This is a genomic window from Streptomyces sp. (assembly GCF_036566765.1).
Taxonomy (GTDB): Bacteria; Actinomycetota; Actinomycetes; order Streptomycetales; family Streptomycetaceae; genus Streptomyces.
This window is the reverse complement of sequence record NZ_DATCVQ010000234.1, coordinates 1-17,950: the sequence shown is the minus strand read 5'-3', so window position 1 is coordinate 17,950 and position 17,950 is coordinate 1. Positions and strand designations below refer to the sequence as shown.

Genomic DNA, 17,950 nt, shown 5'->3' with positions numbered 1-17,950 from the left:
GAGCCTGCTGGGGCCTCAGCCAGAGGTCGGGGTGAGCACCACGAAGTCCGCGGACGACGGGTCGAGGCAGACGGCCAGGCGGCCGACGCCCTCCGCGTCGTCCGGGCCCATCTGCACGCTGCCGCCGTTCTCGGTGACCTTGGCGACCGCGGCGTCGCAGTCGGTGACGTTGAAGACCGGGTGCCAGTACGGCCGACCGTTCGCCAGGGCGAGGTCCTTCTTCGGGAGCTCCATGAGACCGCCGTGCATGCGCTCCTCGGGGAGTCCGGCCGGGGTGATCAGGGAGTACGTGCCCCCGCCGCCGGGCAGCTCCATGTCACCGAACTGCCAGCCGAAGACCGCGCCGTAGAACTCCTTCGCGGCCGCGGCGTCGCTCGTGTACAGCTCGGTCCAGGACAGTGAGCCCGGCTGGTCCACCAGGTCGACGCCCTTGTTCGTGCCCGGCTGCCAGACGGCGAACTGGCCTCCCAGAGGATCGCTGTACTGCGCCATCCGGCCCCACTGCTCAAGGTCCATCGGCTCCACCCGCACCGTGCCGCCGCCGCGCTTGACGGCCTCGGTCGTGGCGTCCGCGTCGGCGACGCTGTAGTAGATCATCCAGGCCGAGCGGGCGCCCTTCTCGGTGAGCTTGCCGAGCCCGGCGACGGTTTTGCCGTCCTTCTTGAACATCCCGCCTTCCATGTCCTCCCCTCCTCCCTCCATGGCCTCGTACTCCCACCCCAGTACGGCGCCGTAGAAGGCTGCGGCGGCCGGGACGTCGGGAGCGCCGAGGTCGAGCCAGCAGGGTGAACCGGGGGCGAAGTCAGTGGTGATCACGTGATGACTCCCTTCCGTGGATCGCATGTGAACCCAGCGTGACATCGGGCACTGACATCCGCCCCTCGACCAATCCGCCTCGGTGGTAGAGGGGCCCGGGGAGTGGGACGCTGAGGGTGGGGTCCGTTCCGGCGAGACTCGGGAGGACCGAATGGGACGTGACGTCCCGGCGATGGTTTTCACCCGTGACGACCGACGCCGGTTCCGCAACAGGATGCACACGTGCCTCGAAGTGTTCGCCCGGATGCTGCGGGAGTCGCGGTTCGACTTCGAGCGGCCGCAGGTCGGTCTCGAGATCGAGCTGAATCTCGTGGACGCCTCCGCCGAACCCGCAATGCGCAGCGCGGACGTCCTGGAGGCGATAGCTGATCCCTCCTGGTCGAGCGAGCTGGGCCGGTTCAATCTGGAGATCAACATCGAGCCGCGGCGGCTCACCGCGGGCGGCCCCGAGTCCTGGGAGCAGGAGATCCGGGACGCGCTCAACCATGCCGAGGAGAAGGCCGCGGCGATCGGCGCGCATCTGGTCATGATCGGGATTCTGCCGACGCTGGAGCTGAAGGACGTGGGGCCGGAGTCGCTGTCCGAGAATCCGCGCTACCACCTCCTGAACGAGCAGATCTTCTACGCGCGCGGCGAGGACCTGCTGATCTCGGTGGACGGGGTGGAGCGGCTGCGGACCTACGCGGACACGATCACGCCGGAGGCGGCGTGCACCAGCACCCAGTTCCATCTCCAGGTCTCGCCGGACGAGTTCGCGGACTACTGGAACGCCGCGCAGGCCATAGCGGGGGTGCAGGTGGCCTTGGCGGCCAACTCTCCGTTCCTGTTCACCAAGGAGTTGTGGCACGAGACGCGTATCCCGCTGTTCGAGCAGGCCACCGACACCCGGCCGGACGAGATCAAGGTGCAAGGGGTCCGGCCCCGGGTGTGGTTCGGCGAGCGGTGGATCAACAGCGTCTTCGACCTCTTCGAGGAGAACGCGCGCTACTTCCCGGCGCTGTTGCCGCTGTGCGACGACGAGGACCCGCAGGAGACGCTCGACCGCGGCGGGACGCCCGGACTGGCCGAGCTGACCCTGCACAACGGGACGGTCTACCGCTGGAACCGCCCGGTCTATGCCGTCGTCGACGGCGTACCTCATCTCCGGGTGGAGAACCGGGTGTTGCCCGCCGGGCCCACGGTGGCCGACGTGCTGTCGAACGGTGCCTTCTACTACGGACTGGTCCGCGCGCTGGTCGAGGAGAGCCGGCCCGTCTGGTCCCGGATGTCGTTCTCGGCCGCGGAGGACAATCTGCACGCGGCGGCGCGGCACGGAATCGACGCGAACCTGTACTGGCCCGGGATGGGCGAGGTTCCGGTCACCGAGCTGGTGCTGCGGCGCCTGCTGCCGCTGGCGCACCGCGGCCTCGAGCGGTTGGGCATGGACTCGGCCTGGCGAGAGCCGCTGCTGGGGGTCATCGAGCAGCGGTGCGTCAGCGGCCGCAACGGCGCGGTGTGGCAGTCGGAGATGTTCCACCACGTCCAGGACATCGATCACGCGGGTCGGCATGAGGCGCTGAGGCGAATGACGCAGCAGTACGTCGACTTCATGCATCTGAACGCTCCTGCGCACACCTGGCCGGTCGACTGATCGCCGACGAGGCGCCTCAACTTGAAGTGTAGGTAAGGCTTACCTTATGTTTTGCCGGTGCCCGTGATCATTCCGGTCAAGTGCCGTGAGTGCGTGGCGGGTTGAAACTAAGGGTTGGCTAACCTAACCTACTGTTGCCTGTGTGTACCCAGCAGCCGGGACGAGCCGCCGATCACGTGACCACGGCCGCTCGCCACCCCCCACGACTCTGGAAGGGGCCGCCGCCCATGCGGTTGTACCTGCTCGCCCTCAACCCGACCGACTCGGTCACTGACGGCTTCCTGCCCGCCGCGGCCCGGCTCGGACTCGACGTCACCCTGCTCACCGACCAGCCCGACGCGCACCGAGGCCGCTACGCCGCGGACGTCGAGATCCTGGAGTGCGACGTGCGCGACTTCCGCGCCGTCATCAGCCTCATCTCGACCCACCACGCCTCGCCCGACGTCGTGTTCACCAACAGCGACCACCTACAGCTGCAAGCCGCCCTGGTCGCCGAGTACTTCGGCCTGCCGGGCAAGCCCTGGCAGGCCGCCCTGCGCGTCAAGGACAAGGCGCAGATGCGCCGTCACCTCGCCGCCGCCGGCCTCGACGCCGTATGGTCCGCCGAACTTCCCGTCGGCGCCGACCCGGAGGTGCTGACCGCCGTCGCCGCCGACGCGCCCTACCCCTGCGTCGTCAAGCCGCGCGAGGGCGTCGCCAGCGAGGACGTCATCCTCGTCGACGGGCCCGAGGACCTGGTCCTGCGCTGCAAGGAGATCCAGGGCCGGCGGCCCGGCGCGGCCCTCGTCGTCGAGGAGTACCTCGCCGGCGAGCTGTACACGATGGAGACGCTCGGCGACGGCACGGTCCGGCACGTCCTGGGCGGATTCCACACCCAACTCTCCGCCCCGCCGTACTTCATAGAGGAGCGCTCGGCCTTCGTCCCGGCCCACCCCGAGCCGGTCGTCGCCCAGATCCTCGCCCAGCTCGACGCCCTCGGGATCGGATTCGGCATCTGCCACACCGAGTTCGTGGTGCACGAGGACCGCGCCCGCATCATCGAGGTCAACTACCGGGCCATCGGCGACCAGAGCGACCAGCTCCTCGAACAGCTGCTCGGCATCCCGCTCTTCGAGCTCGTCCTGCGCACCCACCTCGGTGAACCCCTCCCCGCCGAGCTGGACGCCCGCCGCGACGGCGCCGCCCGCATCCACACCCCGTGCGCCGACCGCGCCGGCACCCTGACGGCCGCGCCCGGCGCCACCGACCTGGAGGTCGACGGCGTGCGGCTGTCGTACCGCCCGGTGCGCGCCGTCGGCGAGCGGCACGAGCTGTACCACACCAACCGCGACTTCCTCGGCGTCGTCCGCGCCATCGGCGCCGACCTGGCGAGCGTCGACCGCGTCGTCGCCGACTTCCTCGCCGCACAGACCTGGGAGATCGCCCCGTGAGCCCGACCCACGCCACCACCGCCGAAGAGGCGCTGCTGCTGCGGGTGTTGAGCGCCTTCCTCCGCGAGGACGTCGTCGGCCTGCGCACCCGCACCACGACCGTCGAGCGCGAGGACGGCCGCTGGCTGCGGCTGCCCGCCGGTACGGAGCCGGGCGCGACCCTGCTGCTCCCGGTCGGCGAGGACGGATTCCAGGGCGAGTACGCCGCCCGCCGCCCCCTGCTGGTCCGCGAGCCAGGCGGGACCGAACTCACCGGCTGCGACGCGGTCCTGGGTGCGCTGACCGAGCTGGCCGACCCCGTCGACCTGCCCGGCTTCGTGTCCTTCGCCGAGGAGTGCCGCCAGACCCTGGCGACGATGCGGCTGCACGACCGTACCGCCGACGAGGTCGGCGACGCGCTGACCGCCCGCTACGGCGCCGACCCCGCCGACTGGACGGGCCTCGCGGCCTCTCTCGCCCACGACACCCTCGCCGCCCGCCTCGATCACCCGGTCTACCCGACCGCACGCGGCCGCTCCGGCCTCGACGACGCCAAACTGCGCGCGTACGCCCCCGAGTTCCACCCGCGCTTCGCGCTGCGCTGGCTCGCCGTGCCCCGGGAGGCGGTCACCGTCCCCGGCGGCGCCGACCGGCTGCCCGCGAGCTGGCCCTCGCCCGCCGACCTCGGCCTGCCCGAGCTCGCCGACAGCCACCTCGCCCTCCCCGTCCACCCGCTCAGCCTCGGCGCTCCGCTGCGCGAGGCCCTGCGCGAGGCCGGCCTGGAGGACACGGCGGTCCTGGCCGAGCAGCCGTACCGGGAATCCGTACCGACCCTGTCGATGCGTACCGTCGCCCTGGCCGACGAGCCGGACCTGCACCTCAAGCTCCCGCTCGTCACCGCCACGCTGGGCATGCGCAACCGCCGCACCATCAAGCCGGTCACCCTCGACCACGGCGCCGCCGGCCAGCGACTCCTCGAAGCGGTGATCGGCCGTGAGCCCCGGTTCAAGGAAACGATCCTGCACGCGGACGAGACCGTGTACGCCCACGCCGGTCACGAACTGCTCGCCGTGCTGTGCCGCCGCTACCCCGCCGGCCTCGACCGGGCCGTGGTCCTGCCGATGGCCGCGCTCCTCAGCGCCGCACCCGGCGGCCGGCTGCTGATCGACTGCCTTGCCGACCGCTTCTACGACGGCGACCCGGTGGCCCTGTTCGACGCGTGCACCACCCTGCTCCTCGACTGGCAGACCACCCTCTTCGACTACGGCATCGCCATCGAGTCCCACCAGCAGAACGTCTCGCTGGTGTTCGACCGCACCCCGGACGACGGCCGTACCCGGCTGCGGCTGCTGTTCAAGGACGACGACGGCCCCCGCCTCAACCTGCCGCGGATGCGCCAGACCCTGGGGGCCGAGGCCGACGAGCTGACCGCCCCCTTCCAGGACCCGCGCATGTTCGGCGAGGACTACCGGGCCGTCGCCGACATGTTCACCACCATCACCCTCCACCTGTGCGTGAGCGCCTACGCCTTCGGCCTCGCCGCGCACGGCCGCGCCCCGCGCGAGGCCCTCCTCGGCCTCGTACACGAACGCCTCGCCGAGACCGCCGAACGCCTCGGGACCGGCCCCGGGCAGCCCGGTGCGGTCCTGCGGGAACGGGTCCTCGAGGCCGACGAGCTGCCGGTCAAGGCCATGGTCACCGCCGGGACCCTGCTCACCAAGGAGCGGTCCGGCGCCTCGGACATCAACACGCACTACACGACCGGCCCCAACTACCTGCGACATCGAGCGAGGGACCCGCGATGAGCGCAACGGCCCCCGCGGCGGCCGGACAGGCGACCCAGCGGCCGCCGGTCCTGTCCGCCCCGGCCGACCAGTCGACGTACTCCGCCTTACCGCGTCCCGCCCTGGGGCGCCGGCAGGTCCACGCCGTCGCCGGCACGTACTTCGTGGCCTCCTTCGCCGCGCTCGGCCTGCCCCCGTACCTCACCGAGATCCTCCCCGGCCTCGGCGACCCCACCGCCCGCTGGGCGGGCGTGCTGTACGTCGTCCCCACCGTGTTCGCCGCGATCGGCGCCCCGCTGTGGGGACGACTCGCCGACCGGTTCGGACGCAAGCGGCTGCTGCTGCGCGCCCAGCTCGGACTCGCCGTGTCGTTCCTGATCGCCGGCTGGGCCGACTCCCTCACCACGTTCACCGTGGCCCTGGTGCTCCAGGGCATCCTCGGCGGCACGTTCGCCGCGTCCAACGGCTACCTGGGCGCCGCCCTGGAGGGGCCGGAGCTGTCCAAGGCGCTCACCCTGATGCAGGGCGCGGCGCGGGCGGCGCTGGTCTTCGCCCCGGTGGTGGTCGGCTCGCTGTCGCCCTGGATGTCGCCGCACCGCCAGTACGCGCTGCTCGCCGCCCTGCCGCTCACGGCGGCCGTGCTGATCGCGGCGCTGCCGGAATCGCGCGCGGCGAGGCCGGAGGCCGACAAGGCAAGCGGGACGGAGCAGGCGGCGACGTCGGCCGTCGAGCTCGCGAAGACGCCGGCGCCCTCGAAGACCCTCGAGCCCGCGACGACCCCGGAGGACCAGTCCGAGCCCCCGTCTCCGGCCTCCCGCCTCCGGGCCCTGTACGCCCTGGAGTTCGCCTTCGTCTTCTCCACCGTCATCTCCTTCCCCTACCTGATCTGGCTCATAGAGGACCGCATACCCGGCGCCTCCCCGGCCTTCTCGGGCGTCTTCTTCGCCCTCCCGCACCTCTGCTACCTGCTGACGGCCATGCCGGTGCACTCCGCCCTCCACCGTCGCCCCCGGCTCGGCATCGCGCTGGGCTTCGCCGCCATCGCGCTCGGCCTCGCCGGGCACGCCATGGCCGACAGCCTGGTCACGCTGACCGCCGTACGACTGCTGCTCGGCGCGGGCCTGACCCTCGGGCTCGTCTGCCTGTCCGTGCTCGCCGCCGAGTGCTGCGAGGGACGCGCACCCGGCGGGCTGTTCGGCTCGCTGGAGTTCTTCTCCAAGGCGGGCGCCGTCGTCGCCGGCGTCGCCGCCGCGGTGGGCACCAGCCAGTACGGCCCGGTCGCGCCGGTACTGACCGGCGGCGTCGTGGCCCTGGCCGCAGTGTGCGCGCTCGCCCTGCCCCGTACTCGAAGCAGTCTCCGTTCCGTCCGTACCCGCTGGAGCCGTTGATGCCCCCGCTGAACAAGTCGCTCGCCACCGCTCCCGTGCCCGCCGGCCATAGCGGCGCCACGGGCCTGCCGAGCGCCGACGACGTCGTCGCGCACACCCTCCTCAACTGCCTGCTGCGCGAAGTGTCCGGCCCCGAGCACCAGAGCGCCGTCACCGACGGCCACCTGCTGCTGCGCCTGCCCCGCCGCGGCGTGCTGCTGAGAGTCGCCCTTCGTCGTACGTCCCTCCTGGGCGCCCACCGGTTCACCGGCCCCGTGCGGGAGCAGCGCGGCGATTCCTGGGCGGCGATCGACTGGCGGCGCCTCGCCGAGTACACCCAGGAAGAACTGTCGCTGCGCACGGGCGTGCAGAACGACGAGTTCCTGGACCAGGTCGCCTCCGGCCACGCGGCCGTCACCGCCGCGCTGGCCGCCCGTACGGGGGAGTCCCCCATGGGTGCGGGCGGGCCCGCGACCTACCTCGCGTCCGAGCAGTCGCTCCTCTTCGGTCACCGCTTCCACCCGACCCCCAAGGCGCGCAGTGGCGACGCCGCGTCCTGGCTGTCGTACGCGCCCGAAGCCGGCGCCGTCTTCCCGCTGCGCCACCTCGCCGTCCGCGCCCACCTGATCGCCGAGGAGCGCGTCGAGGAGAGCGCCACCGACCCGTTGGACCGGCTGCACCCCGACCTGCCGGACGGCTACCGGCTGCTGCCCGCGCACCCGTGGCAGTACGAGATGCTCCGCGAGCACCCCGACCTGCGGGCCGCCTTCGACCGGGGCGACATCCTGGACCTCGGACCGGGCGGCCGGCCCTTCGCCGCCACCGCGTCCGTGCGCACCCTGTACGACGGCGAGACGTTCCTGAAGTTCAGCCTCAACGTCCGCATCACCAACTGCCTGCGCAAGAACTCCAGTTACGAGCTGACCGGCGCCGTCGCGATGACCCGGCTCCTCGAGCCCGCCCTCACCGACCTGACGGCCCGCTTCCCCGGCAGCGGCATGCTCCGCGAGCCCGCCTACCGCAGCCTCGCCCTGCCCGGCCCCGACGGGACGCCTGACCGCGCCCTGCTCGAAGGCTTCGGCGTGATCGTCCGCGAGGGCCTGTCCCGGCAGCTCCTGCCCGGCACCACCCCGCTGCTCGCGGGCGCCGTCGCCGACGAGTACCCGACCGGCCCCGGCCACATCTCCCGCCTCCTGCGGCGGACCGGCCCGCAGACCGCGCTCGACTGGTGGGCGGCGTACCTCAAGCTGCTCGTCCCGCCGGTCCTGGCCGCCTACTTCGACCACGGCCTCGTCCTCGAACCCCACCTCCAGAACGTCGTGGTCTGCGTCGACGACGACGGCATGCCGGCCCAGGTCCTCTTCCGCGACCTGGAGGGCGCCAAGCTGCTGCCGGAGCGGCACGCCGCCACGCTCGCCGCGCTGCCCGCCGACGTCGCAGGCCCCATGACGTACGACGCCGAGCGCGGCTGGGACCGGGTCGTCTACTGCCTGCTGGTCAACCACGTCGCCGAGATGCTCGCCGCGCTCGCCGACCTGCACCCGCAGTCCGAGGCCGCGCTGTGGGCCCAGGTCCGCGCCACCCTGCAGACGTACGCCGACCGGCACGGCTGCCCGCCCCGGCTCGCCGCGCTCCTGGCCGGCGTACCGCTGCCGGCCAAGGCCAACCTGCTCACCCGCTGGGAGCGCAAGGCCGACCGCGAGGCCGGTTACGTCCGCCTCGCCTCCCCCTTCGCCGAGGCCGTCCTGACGGAAGCGGCCCACGACGAGAACACCTGGAGCGAAGCCCGATGACTGCCCCCACCGCGTCGGCAACCGACCGCATCCTGTCCCTGGATTCGCCCGAACTCCCGGCCTACGTCTATGACGTGACGGCCCTGCGCGAGCACGCGGCGACGGTACGGGCGGCCCTCCCGGCGAACGTGGAGCTGTACTACGCCGCCAAGGCCAACCCCGAGTCGGAGATCCTGGCCGCGCTCGGCCCGTACGTCGACGGCTACGAGGTCTCCTCCGGCGGCGAACTCACCCACGTCGGCAAGGCCGTCCCGGGCCGGCCGCTGGCCTTCGGCGGCCCTGGCAAGACCGCGGCCGAGCTGAGCGCGGCCCTCGAACAGGGCGTCTCCCGCTTCCATGTGGAGAGCCTCCACGACCTGAACATGCTGGGCACTCTGTCGGCCCGGCTCGCCCCCGGAGCCCGCGTCTGCGTCCTCCTCCGTTTCAACCTCCCGCTGGCGACCGCCTCGCTGGCGGGCAGCTCACTGGCGATGGGCGGCCGCCCGACTCCGTTCGGCCTCGACCCGGCGGACGCGGACGCCGCGGTCCGGCTCCTCACGGACGGCCGGTATCCGCACCTCGAACTGCGCGGCGTCCACGCCCACTTGGCCAGCGGTCTGGAGGCGCCCGAGCTTCTGACGGCAGCGGACTCGATCCTCACCTGGTCCACCGATCTCGCCGCCCGCCACCGCTTCCGTCTCGCCGAGGTCAATGTGGGCGGCGGCATGAACGTCGACTACGCGAGCCCCGAGATCCGCTTCGACTGGGCGGCGTACGGCGCCGGTCTGGAGAGCCTGACCGCCGCCCACCCCGACGTGACCGTGCGGATCGAACCAGGCAGGGCCCTGACCGCGTACTGCGGCTGGTACGCCACCGAGGTCCTGGACGTCAAGGACAGCCATGGCGAGGCCTTCGCGGTCGTCCGCGGCGGCACCCACCACCTGCGCACCCCCGCGACGAAGGGCCACGACCAGCCCTGCTCCGTCCTCCCGGTGGAGGCCTGGCCCCACCCCTGGCCCCGCCCGTCCACGAGCCGCCCCCTGGTCAACCTCAGCGGCCAACTCTGCACCCCCAAGGACCTCCTGGCCCGCCAGGTCCCGGCCGCGGGCCTGCGCGCAGGCGACCGCGTGGCCTTCGCCCTGGCGGGCGCGTACGCCTGGAACATCTCCCACCACGACTTCCTCATGCACCCCCACCCCACGTTCCACTTCCTGGGCAGTCGCAGCTGAGCGAGGCGGACCGCTGTTCCTGCTTCAGGACACGAAGCCCACGACGCCGAAACCGGGACGCGCCTCCACGAGGCGGAGCCAGCCGATGACGTCCATGACGGCGTCGACCACCTCGGAATCCAGCGGAGGGGCGTGACCGTCCCGCTTGGTCTGCTCGAACTGCTCCAGCGCCTCCAGGCATTGCTCGTGCGTCCACTCGCCGCAGCGCGGCAGGTCGGAGAACGGGATGGGGGAGGGCATCCCGGAGTAGCCGCCGAACTGCGCCACCGAGACGGCGGTGATCCGCAGCGCCTTCAGCCCCTCGTCCACGATCTCCAGCCAGTCGCCCCGGAACGGCATGAAGCAGGAGTTGTCGAGGAAGGACCCGGTCAGCTCGCACAGCCGCTTGTAGGCGTAGCCGTACTGGAAGGCGTACGGCGAGTTCTCCGGGATCGGCCCGCCGCGCACCACCGTCTCCAGCGCTTCGTACGCGGTCGGGGCGCCGTCCGCGATCTCCGACGAGAACCACTGGTCGTCGGAGGCCAGGTCGCGGGCGAAGCGGTCGCGTATGACCTGGAGCAACTGGTCGTCGCCGGAACCGACGAGGGCGCGCGCGGACTTGGGGTCGATGAGGTACACGCTCAGGGAAGAACTCATGTGATCACGGTAGCCACCGGGACTGACAGCCGACCCGGGAGGGGCGAGGTCCGCGTTGCGGGCCTCGCCCCTGGGTTCACGCCTCTTCCCGGCTTTCGTAGCCCAATGCCCGGCGCAGCCCGTTGCGGTCGGTGCCCAGCTTGGTGAAGACGGCGGACAGAAGCTCCGAGACCGCCTGGGCGTCGAGTCGCATCTCCCTGGCGATCGCGGCGCTGGTCAGGCCGTCCGCGGCGAACCGGGCCGCCTTGTCCTCCGCCATGGTGAGGCCGTCCCGCTCGGTGGTGTGGAGGCGGCGGGGGCGCAGGCCCGCGGCGGCGAGTTGGGCGCCGGTGCGGCTCGCCAGTGCGTCGGCGCCGCAGACGGTGGCGACCTCCATGCCCCGGTAGAGCTGCTGCGCCGCCTGGTACTCGTCGCCGATCGCGTAAAGGGCCGTGCCGTGCGCGACGAGCGCGTGGGCCAGTTCGTACGCGGCGGGTGACTGCTCCAGGTGGGAGACCGCTTCCTGGAGCAGCGCGATCGACCGGGTCGGGTCCGCGGTGGCCGCCTCCACGCGCAGCGCGTGGCCGATCACGCTGGGCACCCCGAACGCGCGGGCCCGCGCCACCGCTTCCGCGGCCGTGGCGGCCGCCTGCTTCGGGGCGTCGACCGCCTCCGCGAGCGCCAGGTCCAGCTGCCACGGGCTCCAGGAGGGGTTCCGGATGCCGCGCAGGTCGAGCCGCCGGCCCGCCTCGCTGAGCTGGTGCCTGGCCTCGTCCGTCCGGCCCTGGGCCAGGAGCAGCTTGCCCCAGACGGCCTGCGGGTCCGGGTAGACGATGGCCCGCGGGAAGCCGTCCGCCAGTCCGTACGTGCGGGCGACGTCCTCGGCCTCGCCGACGTTGCCCCGGGCGATGAGCGTCTCGATCAGCGTGCCGACCGCGTACCACTGGGCCGGGATGTCGTGACCGATGCGCTCGGCGATCTCCAGGCCGTTGCGCACGAAGTCCTCGGCCTCGAACAGGCGGCCGCGCCGGTACCGCACGTATCCGAGCAGCGTGTACAGGAACGACAGATGCGCGCCGCGCCAGCCCTTCTCCTCGAAGTCGAGGATGCCCTTGTTGAAGAGCTCCTCCGCACGACCCGGCTGGTCGCAGTACATCAGCGTCAGGGAGACGACGGCCGGCACCTCGAAGCCGAAGTCCTGGTCGGTCCAGCTCATTCCGCCGTCGAGCGCCTGGTCCGCGTACTCGAGCGCGACGGCCGCGGGTTCGCCGCGCAGCGCGGCGTCCCAGGACCGCAGGCCCAGGATGTGCCGCTCGGCCAGTCCGCGGCCGGTGAGCCGCTTCGCGAACTGTGCGAGCAGCCGCGACCTGGCGGGAGAGTTCTCCTCGTCGGCGCGGACCGAGTTCCACTTGAACTGCTCGGCCTGCATGCGCAGCTTGGTGCGGGGGCTGGTGGCGCGTCGGGCCTCTTCGGCGAGCAGCTCGGCGGCCGCGGCGAGCCGGCCCGAGTGACCCATGGCCTGGGCCAGCCGGTAGGTGATCGCCTCGCGCAGCTTCCCGTCGATGTGCGGTTCCTCCAGGGCTGCCTGGAGCTGGTTGATCGTGGTCAGCGGATCGTGCAGGAGGTTCGCGGAGCCGAGCTCGAACAGCACCTCGGCGCGGTCCGCCGCGTCCGGGGGCTCGCGCAGCGCCCGCGCGAGGTATCGCCGCGCGGCGTCCGGCGCACCCGCCGAGAAGCTGTCACGGGCGGCCTGGCGCAGTTGCTGCACGACCCAGGGGTCGCCCTCGGGGTGCATCTCCAGTAAATGCCGGGCGGCCGCCGAGGCGCCGAAACCGTCGTTGATCATTGCCTGCGCGGCCATCCCGTGCATGGCGACGCGCACGCCGGCCGGGATCGACCGGTACACGGCGGTGGCGACGAGCGGGTGGAAGAACTCGACGACCTGCTGGCGGCGAATGTTCGGGAGCGCGGTCAGGATGCGGGCGCGGCGCAGCAGTTCGATGCAGTCGGCGACCTGGGCCTCGCCCAGCGCGGCGACCCCGCCGACGATGTTCGTCGGCACCGCGGTGCCGAGCACGGCCGCCGCCCAGGCGAACCGCACGGTGGAGGGCCCGAGTTGTTCCAGGCGCTCGATGAGCCCGTTGCCCTTGACCGCGGAGGCCAGGTCACGCAATTGCGCGATGCTGTCCTGATGCGGCTGCAGCCCGCGCTCGCGGCCCTTCATCGCCAACTCGACGACCTCGAAGGGGTTGCCGCCGCTGATCGCCCAGTACTCGCGGCAGAACACGTCGTCGGCGCTGTCGCCGAGGGTGTCCCGCACGATGCGCGCCACCCCGCCCGTGGTGAGCGGGGCCAGGTCGTGCGGACGTGCGCCGCGCCGCCCCATCAGGGCGCGCAGACCCGCCGCGTCGGCGGGGATCTCCTCCGGTCGGCAGGCCACCATGATGACCAGGCCCAGCTCCTCGGCCCGGGTCGCGAAGGAGGTGAGCCAGGTCAGCGACTCCGCGTCCGCCCAGTGGGCGTCGTCGAGCACGAGGACCACCGGAGCGCTGCGCACCGTCAACTGCGTGACGACCCAGTCCAGTCCGTCCCGCACACCCTGCGGATCCGGTGCCACGGGGCCCTGCGGGGAGACGGTCAGGCCGAGCGCCGGCGCGACGATCGGGTACCAGTTGCCGAGCGCGTCGAGCCGCTCCTGCTCGCTCATCGCCGCGAACCTGGGCTGCATGAGCTGACGCATCACATGGAACGGAACCTGCCGCTCCTGCTCACCGCCCCGTGCGAACAGCACGGTGCAGCCGCGCTCGGCCGCGTACCGGCGCGCCTCGCCCAGCAGCGCCGTCTTGCCCATGCCGGCCGATCCGGCGAATGTCAGCACGCTGCCCCGACGCGCTGTCGGGCCGAGATCGGAACCACCGCGCAATTCGTCCACGGCGCGCTGGATGTCCAGTACCTCGGACTCCCGTTCGAGCAGTGAGTGTGTGGTCTCGGCCCTGGGTTCCGTCACAGATGACATGCCGCCCCTCCTGCGTATGCGGCCGAGTCTATGACCTCCAGGGCGTGTCGGCGCGGTTTCGCTCCGTATTCCTTCAACGCGCCCTGAGTGCAGGTGAGATGGTGTACCGTACGCGCTTCGTCGCTGGTCCGGGGCGTTTCGCTGCCGTCAGCGGCGGGCCACGGGGATCATGGGCAGCGAACTCGGCTGTGGGATGCCCGCCGGCAGCTCGCGCACCTCGACCCCCGGCTTCGGCGTCAGACGCCAGCGGGAGGCGACGCTCGCCATCGCGGCCAGGATCTCCGCCACGGCGAACGAGTCCCCGATGCATTTGTGCTGGCCGGCCCCGAACGGGATGTAGCGGTGGGCCCGGGGCCCTTCGCTGTCGTCCTTCTCCCAGCGGTCCGGGTCGAAGACCGTCGGGTCGTGGAAGAGAGCGGGGTCCCGGTGCAGGGCGTACGGGCTGTAGCCCACCTCCGCGCCCTCCGGGATCCGTACGCCGCCGAGGACCAGGGGAGCCAGGGCGCGCCGGGTGAACAGCAGCGGGGAGTGCAGGCGCAGCGCCTCCTGGAAGACGTTGCGGGTGTACGTGAGTTCAGCGAGGTCCTCGGGGCGTACGGGGCGTTGCCCGACCACCCGGTCGACCTCCGCCTGCACCCGCTCCGCGGCCTGCGGATGCCGTCCCAGCTCGTGGAAGATCCAGGCCAGGGTCGTCGCGGACGTCTCCGTGCCGGCGAACATGATGGAGATGACCTCGTCCCGCACCTGCTCCGGGCTCATCGCCGCGCCCGTCTCCGGGTCCCTGGAGGAGAGGATCAGGTGCAGGGCGTCCCGGCCGTCCGAGTCCTCCAGCCGGTACTGCGCGATCACCTCGTCGATGACCCCCCGCAGTCGCCCGGCGGCGGTGTCGAAGCGCCGGTTCATCGGGACGGGCAGGCGGTCGAGCGCCTTGGGCATGACGGCACGCAGCAGCATGCCCTCCAGGACGATGGGCAGCGAGCGGTGCACTTCGTCGGCGGCGGCCCGGCTCAGGTCACCGGAGAACATCATGTCGGCGACCGACTGCATCGCGTAGCGACGGGTCTCGGTGACGATCGAGACCTCGCGGCCGTCCGTCCACGACGCCGACATCTCCTCGGCGTTGCGGCACATGGACTTCGTGAAGTCGGCGACATGGTCGCGGTGGAACGCCGGCTGCATCATGCGGCGCTGCTTGCGGTGGAACTCGCCGTCGGTGGTCACAAGACCGTTGCCGAACACGGGGCGCAGCCGCTCGAAGACCCGGCCCCGGCCGAACTGCCGGGCCTGCTGGACCAGTACGGCGTGGACGTGCTCGGGGCTGGTGGCGACGTACACGGGCCAGGTGCCGATGTCGAGCCGCACGATGTCGCCGTGCTCCCGCAGCGACTCCAGGAACCCGATCGGCTGCCGCCAGAGCTGGAGGGCATGGCCCAGCAGGGGCAGCCGACCCGGCGCCGGGGTGGCCGGAACCGCCGTCACGGACTGTTCTTCCACATGTGCCACGGGCCGACTCCCCGTCATGCCACCGAGACCAAGTCCGGGCGGGTGTAAGCAGATTCCAGCCCGGCCGCGAACCGTTCGTCGCTGTACCGCGTGCACTCGTAACGCTGCCACAGGTCCGCGCCGATCATCCAGTCCTCGTAGCTGCGCACACAGCGGGAGACCGTGTCGCGCAGGACCGGGTCCGTGCGCGGGACGAGGTCCAAGACCTGGAACAGGCGCTGCTTCGCGGCCAGATAGTCCTCGATCCGCAGCTGGATGCGACCCTCCACCTCGCGCACGGCGTCGCTGAGGGACCGTCCCTCCCAGGCGGCGATGAGGGACACGAGGTTGTTCGTGTCCCCGCAGGCGTACTCCTTGGGCAGCGAGAACACGTCGTTGCCCCAGGAGATGACGTCCAGCGTGCTCGCCACGACGCTCTGGAACTCGGGGAGGGCGATGATCCGCGGGGGGAGGTCGATGTCGAGTCCGGCCTCGACCATGTCCATCATCGGCAGCAGCTGGGAGCTGTTCCGGCGCATCCGGACGTACTCCTCCACCGTGGGCCGGCCGTCGGCGCCGCGGTTGCCCGCCTCCTGGTCCAGGGAGCGCAGCACGAGGCGGACGTGGGCGCGGTAGCGGGCGGCGCAGGCCTCGGACATCCCGGCCACGATGCGTTCGCACACGTCGACGAAGCCGCTCACCAGCGGGTTGCGGCCGTCCTCGGGCTCGTCGTCCCGCCCGGTGTCGAGGTACGCCGTGATGGCACCGACGACGGGGCGCCAGGCGGCCAGCTCACCGTTGCGTATGAGGTGGTCGTGCTGGTCGTCCAGCACGAACGACCAGGCCATCCACTCCGCCAGCAGGGCGACCCTCTCGTACGGCACGTCGCCGCTCACCCGGCCCGACAGATGGCCGCAGCCGATGCCGGAGAACTGCTCCAGGGCGTCGGCGACGAGCCCGTGCCGGACCACCCAGGCGGTGGCCGCCTCGTTGGCCTGCGCCGCCTGCGGATGCTTTGCGTTCCCGAAAGGCAGATGAAAATCAGGGACGGAGAAATGTTGCAGCTGGTTCATTCTTCCCCCCAGCGTGAAAGTGTGCGCCTGGTGTGCCGGTGCGGGCCCGAGCCGCCCTAGCCCGCCTCCCCACAGTGTCATCTGCCTAGTTGTCAGGTAATTAACCCTCAGCGGGCCGTGAACTGTCAATGTGGGATGGCGAAAGAGGGTGATTGATCGTAAACCGTCAATGACGCCGCAGGGGGTGGGTATGCGATGGGCATATTCGGAAGACGTGTCCCGTGTCGGCGTCACGCTCCGCGGGTATGTCCGGCCAACGTGCCTGCTGTGACGGGGAGTTCGCTCGGGGCGGGGGTGGCGCGCTGGGGCCGGTGCGAGCCGTCGCCGCCCGGTCCGGACCCTAGCGTGGTTGCGGCCTTTTCTTCAGCGAATTGCGCACGGAGGTCCTCGGCGGCGAGGAATTGTACGACGCATCGCCGGACCGTCCCGGATTCCGGCTCCGGAATCCGTGGAAACCCGCTTCGTGGGGGAGTGCGGGGCAAGGGCGGGCAATGGGGAGACGGGGCTCGACGGCTGACGGGTGAGCCGGGAATCGACGCCGGAAGCCGCGCCTCCAAGGAGTTTCCATACCGTCGGTAATTCGTTTTCTGAGTGTTTACTCGACGGTCGCCCGGCCCGTGATCACCGGCCGCGGCACCGACGTCCGGCTCCCGTGTGGCCCCATCGGCGTGCCGGCCGGAGAGATCGACAGGCGACGGCTTCTGTCGTTCAGCACTGAATAGTAGAAGCGGAAAGAAGAACAGCGTTCAAAACGCGTCACTTCTCGCCACACGGCCGGGAATTGCCTGTGAAGCCGTCGCAGAAGCCGTCGGCACGCCGGTGCAGCACCGGTGCAGCGCCGGTCGAACTGCTCAATCGCAGGGCGGAACACGAACGTCCGAGAGCATTCCGTCGATCTGCGGGTGCAAGCGCCGAGAACGCACCCTGAGCGCTCAGAAACGCGCAGAAACGCACCCGCCCGGACCGGCGTGGCGCCGGTCCGGGCGGGACGGGGGTGACGAGGCGGGCGTACGGGCCAGGCCGTGTCGCCCGACGGGTCAGGCCTGCGGGGCCGGGTAGGTCGGGTACTCGACGCCGGAGACGTGCTGGACGACCCGGATGACCTGGCAGGAGTAGCCGAACTCGTTGTCGTACCAGAGGTAGAGGATCGCGTTGTCGCCCTCCACCTTCAGCGCGCCGGCGTCCACGATGGAGGCGTGGCGGGAGCCGATGAAGTCGCTGGAGACCGCGTCGGGCGCCGTGATGAAGTCGATCTGGCGGCGCAGCGGCGAGGTCAGCGACACGTCGCGCAGGTAGTCGAGGACCTCCTCGCGGTTCGTCTCGCGCTTCAGCTGGAGGTTGAGGATCGCGATGGAGACGTCCGGGACCGGGACACGGATCGAGCTGCCGGTGATCCGGGCCTTGAGGTCGGGCAGCGCCTTGGCGACGGCCGAGGCGGCGCCGGTCTCGGTGATGACCATGTTCAGTGGCGCGCTGCGGCCACGGCGCTCGGACTTGTGGTAGTTGTCCAGCAGGTTCTGGTCGTTGGTGAACGAGTGGACGGTCTCCACGTGGCCGCGCAGCACGCCGTACTCGTCCGCCATCGCCTTCAGCGGCGGGACGATCGCGTTGGTGGTGCAGGACGCGCACGACAGGATCTGCTCGTCGGGCTTGATCGTGTCGTGGTTGACGCCGTGCACGATGTTGGGGACGTCGCCTTTGCCGGGCGCGGTCAGGACGACCTTGTCGATACCGGGGCGCAGGTGCTTCGACAGGCC

The 17,950-nt window shown here is 71.4% G+C and carries 12 protein-coding genes; 6 read left to right on the top strand and 6 right to left on the bottom strand.

Annotation, left to right across the window (positions count from 1 at the left end):
- Positions 1 to 15: 15 nt before the first annotated feature.
- Positions 16 to 816 carry a VOC family protein gene (locus VIU94_RS13365; protein ID WP_331911010.1) on the bottom strand — a complete coding sequence of 267 codons (801 nt, stop codon included), beginning with the start codon at positions 814 to 816 and terminating at the stop codon, positions 16 to 18.
- A 151-nt stretch (positions 817 to 967) separates the two neighbouring features.
- Here VIU94_RS13365 and VIU94_RS13360 point away from each other — a divergent pair, with 151 nt between their 5' ends.
- The 6 genes from VIU94_RS13360 (at position 968) to VIU94_RS13335 (ending at position 10,007) form a co-directional block, all read left to right on the top strand.
- Complete coding sequence (locus tag VIU94_RS13360; RefSeq protein ID WP_331911008.1) at positions 968 to 2,446, top strand: glutamate-cysteine ligase family protein; 1,479 nt, start codon at positions 968 to 970, stop codon at positions 2,444 to 2,446.
- Between the two features lie 227 nt (positions 2,447 to 2,673).
- Positions 2,674 to 3,876, top strand: a complete 1,203-nt coding sequence (locus VIU94_RS13355) for an ATP-grasp domain-containing protein (protein WP_331911006.1) — start codon at positions 2,674 to 2,676, stop codon at positions 3,874 to 3,876.
- Positions 3,873 to 5,660 (top strand): IucA/IucC family protein, encoded by a 1,788-nt coding sequence (locus VIU94_RS13350; protein ID WP_331911004.1) that lies wholly within the window; start codon positions 3,873 to 3,875, stop codon positions 5,658 to 5,660. Before VIU94_RS13355 ends, VIU94_RS13350 begins: the two co-directional genes overlap by 4 nt.
- Positions 5,657 to 7,027, top strand: a complete 1,371-nt coding sequence (locus VIU94_RS13345) for an MFS transporter (RefSeq protein WP_331911002.1) — start codon at positions 5,657 to 5,659, stop codon at positions 7,025 to 7,027. The genes VIU94_RS13350 and VIU94_RS13345 overlap by 4 nt, the downstream gene beginning before the upstream one ends.
- The gene (locus VIU94_RS13340; RefSeq protein WP_331911000.1) at positions 7,027 to 8,799 is read left to right on the top strand and encodes an IucA/IucC family protein; all 1,773 of its coding nucleotides are present in this window, start codon (positions 7,027 to 7,029) and stop codon (positions 8,797 to 8,799) included. The genes VIU94_RS13345 and VIU94_RS13340 overlap by 1 nt, the downstream gene beginning before the upstream one ends.
- Positions 8,796 to 10,007, top strand: a complete 1,212-nt coding sequence (locus VIU94_RS13335; RefSeq protein WP_331910998.1) for a type III PLP-dependent enzyme — start codon at positions 8,796 to 8,798, stop codon at positions 10,005 to 10,007. Before VIU94_RS13340 ends, VIU94_RS13335 begins: the two co-directional genes overlap by 4 nt.
- A gap of 24 nt (positions 10,008 to 10,031) precedes the next feature.
- Here the strand turns inward: VIU94_RS13335 and VIU94_RS13330 are convergent, their stop codons facing one another.
- The 5 genes from VIU94_RS13330 to VIU94_RS13310 all read right to left on the bottom strand — a co-directional run.
- Positions 10,032 to 10,643: a DUF7691 family protein gene (locus VIU94_RS13330; RefSeq protein WP_331910996.1), complete on the bottom strand. Its 612-nt coding sequence runs from the start codon at positions 10,641 to 10,643 to the stop codon at positions 10,032 to 10,034.
- A 76-nt stretch (positions 10,644 to 10,719) separates the two neighbouring features.
- A complete protein-coding gene (locus VIU94_RS13325; protein ID WP_331910994.1) occupies positions 10,720 to 13,638 on the bottom strand; it encodes an ATP-binding protein in 2,919 nt (972 codons plus the stop codon).
- Between the two features lie 147 nt (positions 13,639 to 13,785).
- On the bottom strand, positions 13,786 to 15,141 hold the full coding sequence (locus tag VIU94_RS13320) for a cytochrome P450 (RefSeq protein ID WP_331910992.1): 1,356 nt from the start codon (positions 15,139 to 15,141) through the stop codon (positions 13,786 to 13,788).
- Between the two features lie 14 nt (positions 15,142 to 15,155).
- A complete protein-coding gene (locus VIU94_RS13315) occupies positions 15,156 to 16,193 on the bottom strand; it encodes a terpene synthase family protein (RefSeq protein WP_331910990.1) in 1,038 nt (345 codons plus the stop codon).
- Between the two features lie 1,037 nt (positions 16,194 to 17,230).
- Positions 17,231 to 17,950, bottom strand: a 720-nt coding sequence (locus VIU94_RS13310; protein ID WP_524540631.1) for a type I glyceraldehyde-3-phosphate dehydrogenase, incomplete at its 5' end; no start/stop codon positions are given.

Bases quoted from the DNA above. Each gene is read 5' to 3' on its own strand.
- VIU94_RS13360 (WP_331911008.1), top strand. From the start codon at position 968: ATGGGACGTGACGTCCCGGCGATGGTTTTCACCCGTGACGACCGACGC.
- VIU94_RS13355 (WP_331911006.1), top strand. From the start codon at position 2,674: ATGCGGTTGTACCTGCTCGCCCTCAACCCGACCGACTCGGTCACTGAC.
- VIU94_RS13345 (WP_331911002.1), top strand. From the start codon at position 5,657: ATGAGCGCAACGGCCCCCGCGGCGGCCGGACAGGCGACCCAGCGGCCG.
- VIU94_RS13340 (WP_331911000.1), top strand. From the start codon at position 7,027: ATGCCCCCGCTGAACAAGTCGCTCGCCACCGCTCCCGTGCCCGCCGGC.
- VIU94_RS13335 (WP_331910998.1), top strand. From the start codon at position 8,796: ATGACTGCCCCCACCGCGTCGGCAACCGACCGCATCCTGTCCCTGGAT.
- VIU94_RS13330 (WP_331910996.1), bottom strand. From the start codon at position 10,643: ATGAGTTCTTCCCTGAGCGTGTACCTCATCGACCCCAAGTCCGCGCGC.
- VIU94_RS13325 (WP_331910994.1), bottom strand. From the start codon at position 13,638: ATGTCATCTGTGACGGAACCCAGGGCCGAGACCACACACTCACTGCTC.
- VIU94_RS13315 (WP_331910990.1), bottom strand. From the start codon at position 16,193: ATGAACCAGCTGCAACATTTCTCCGTCCCTGATTTTCATCTGCCTTTC.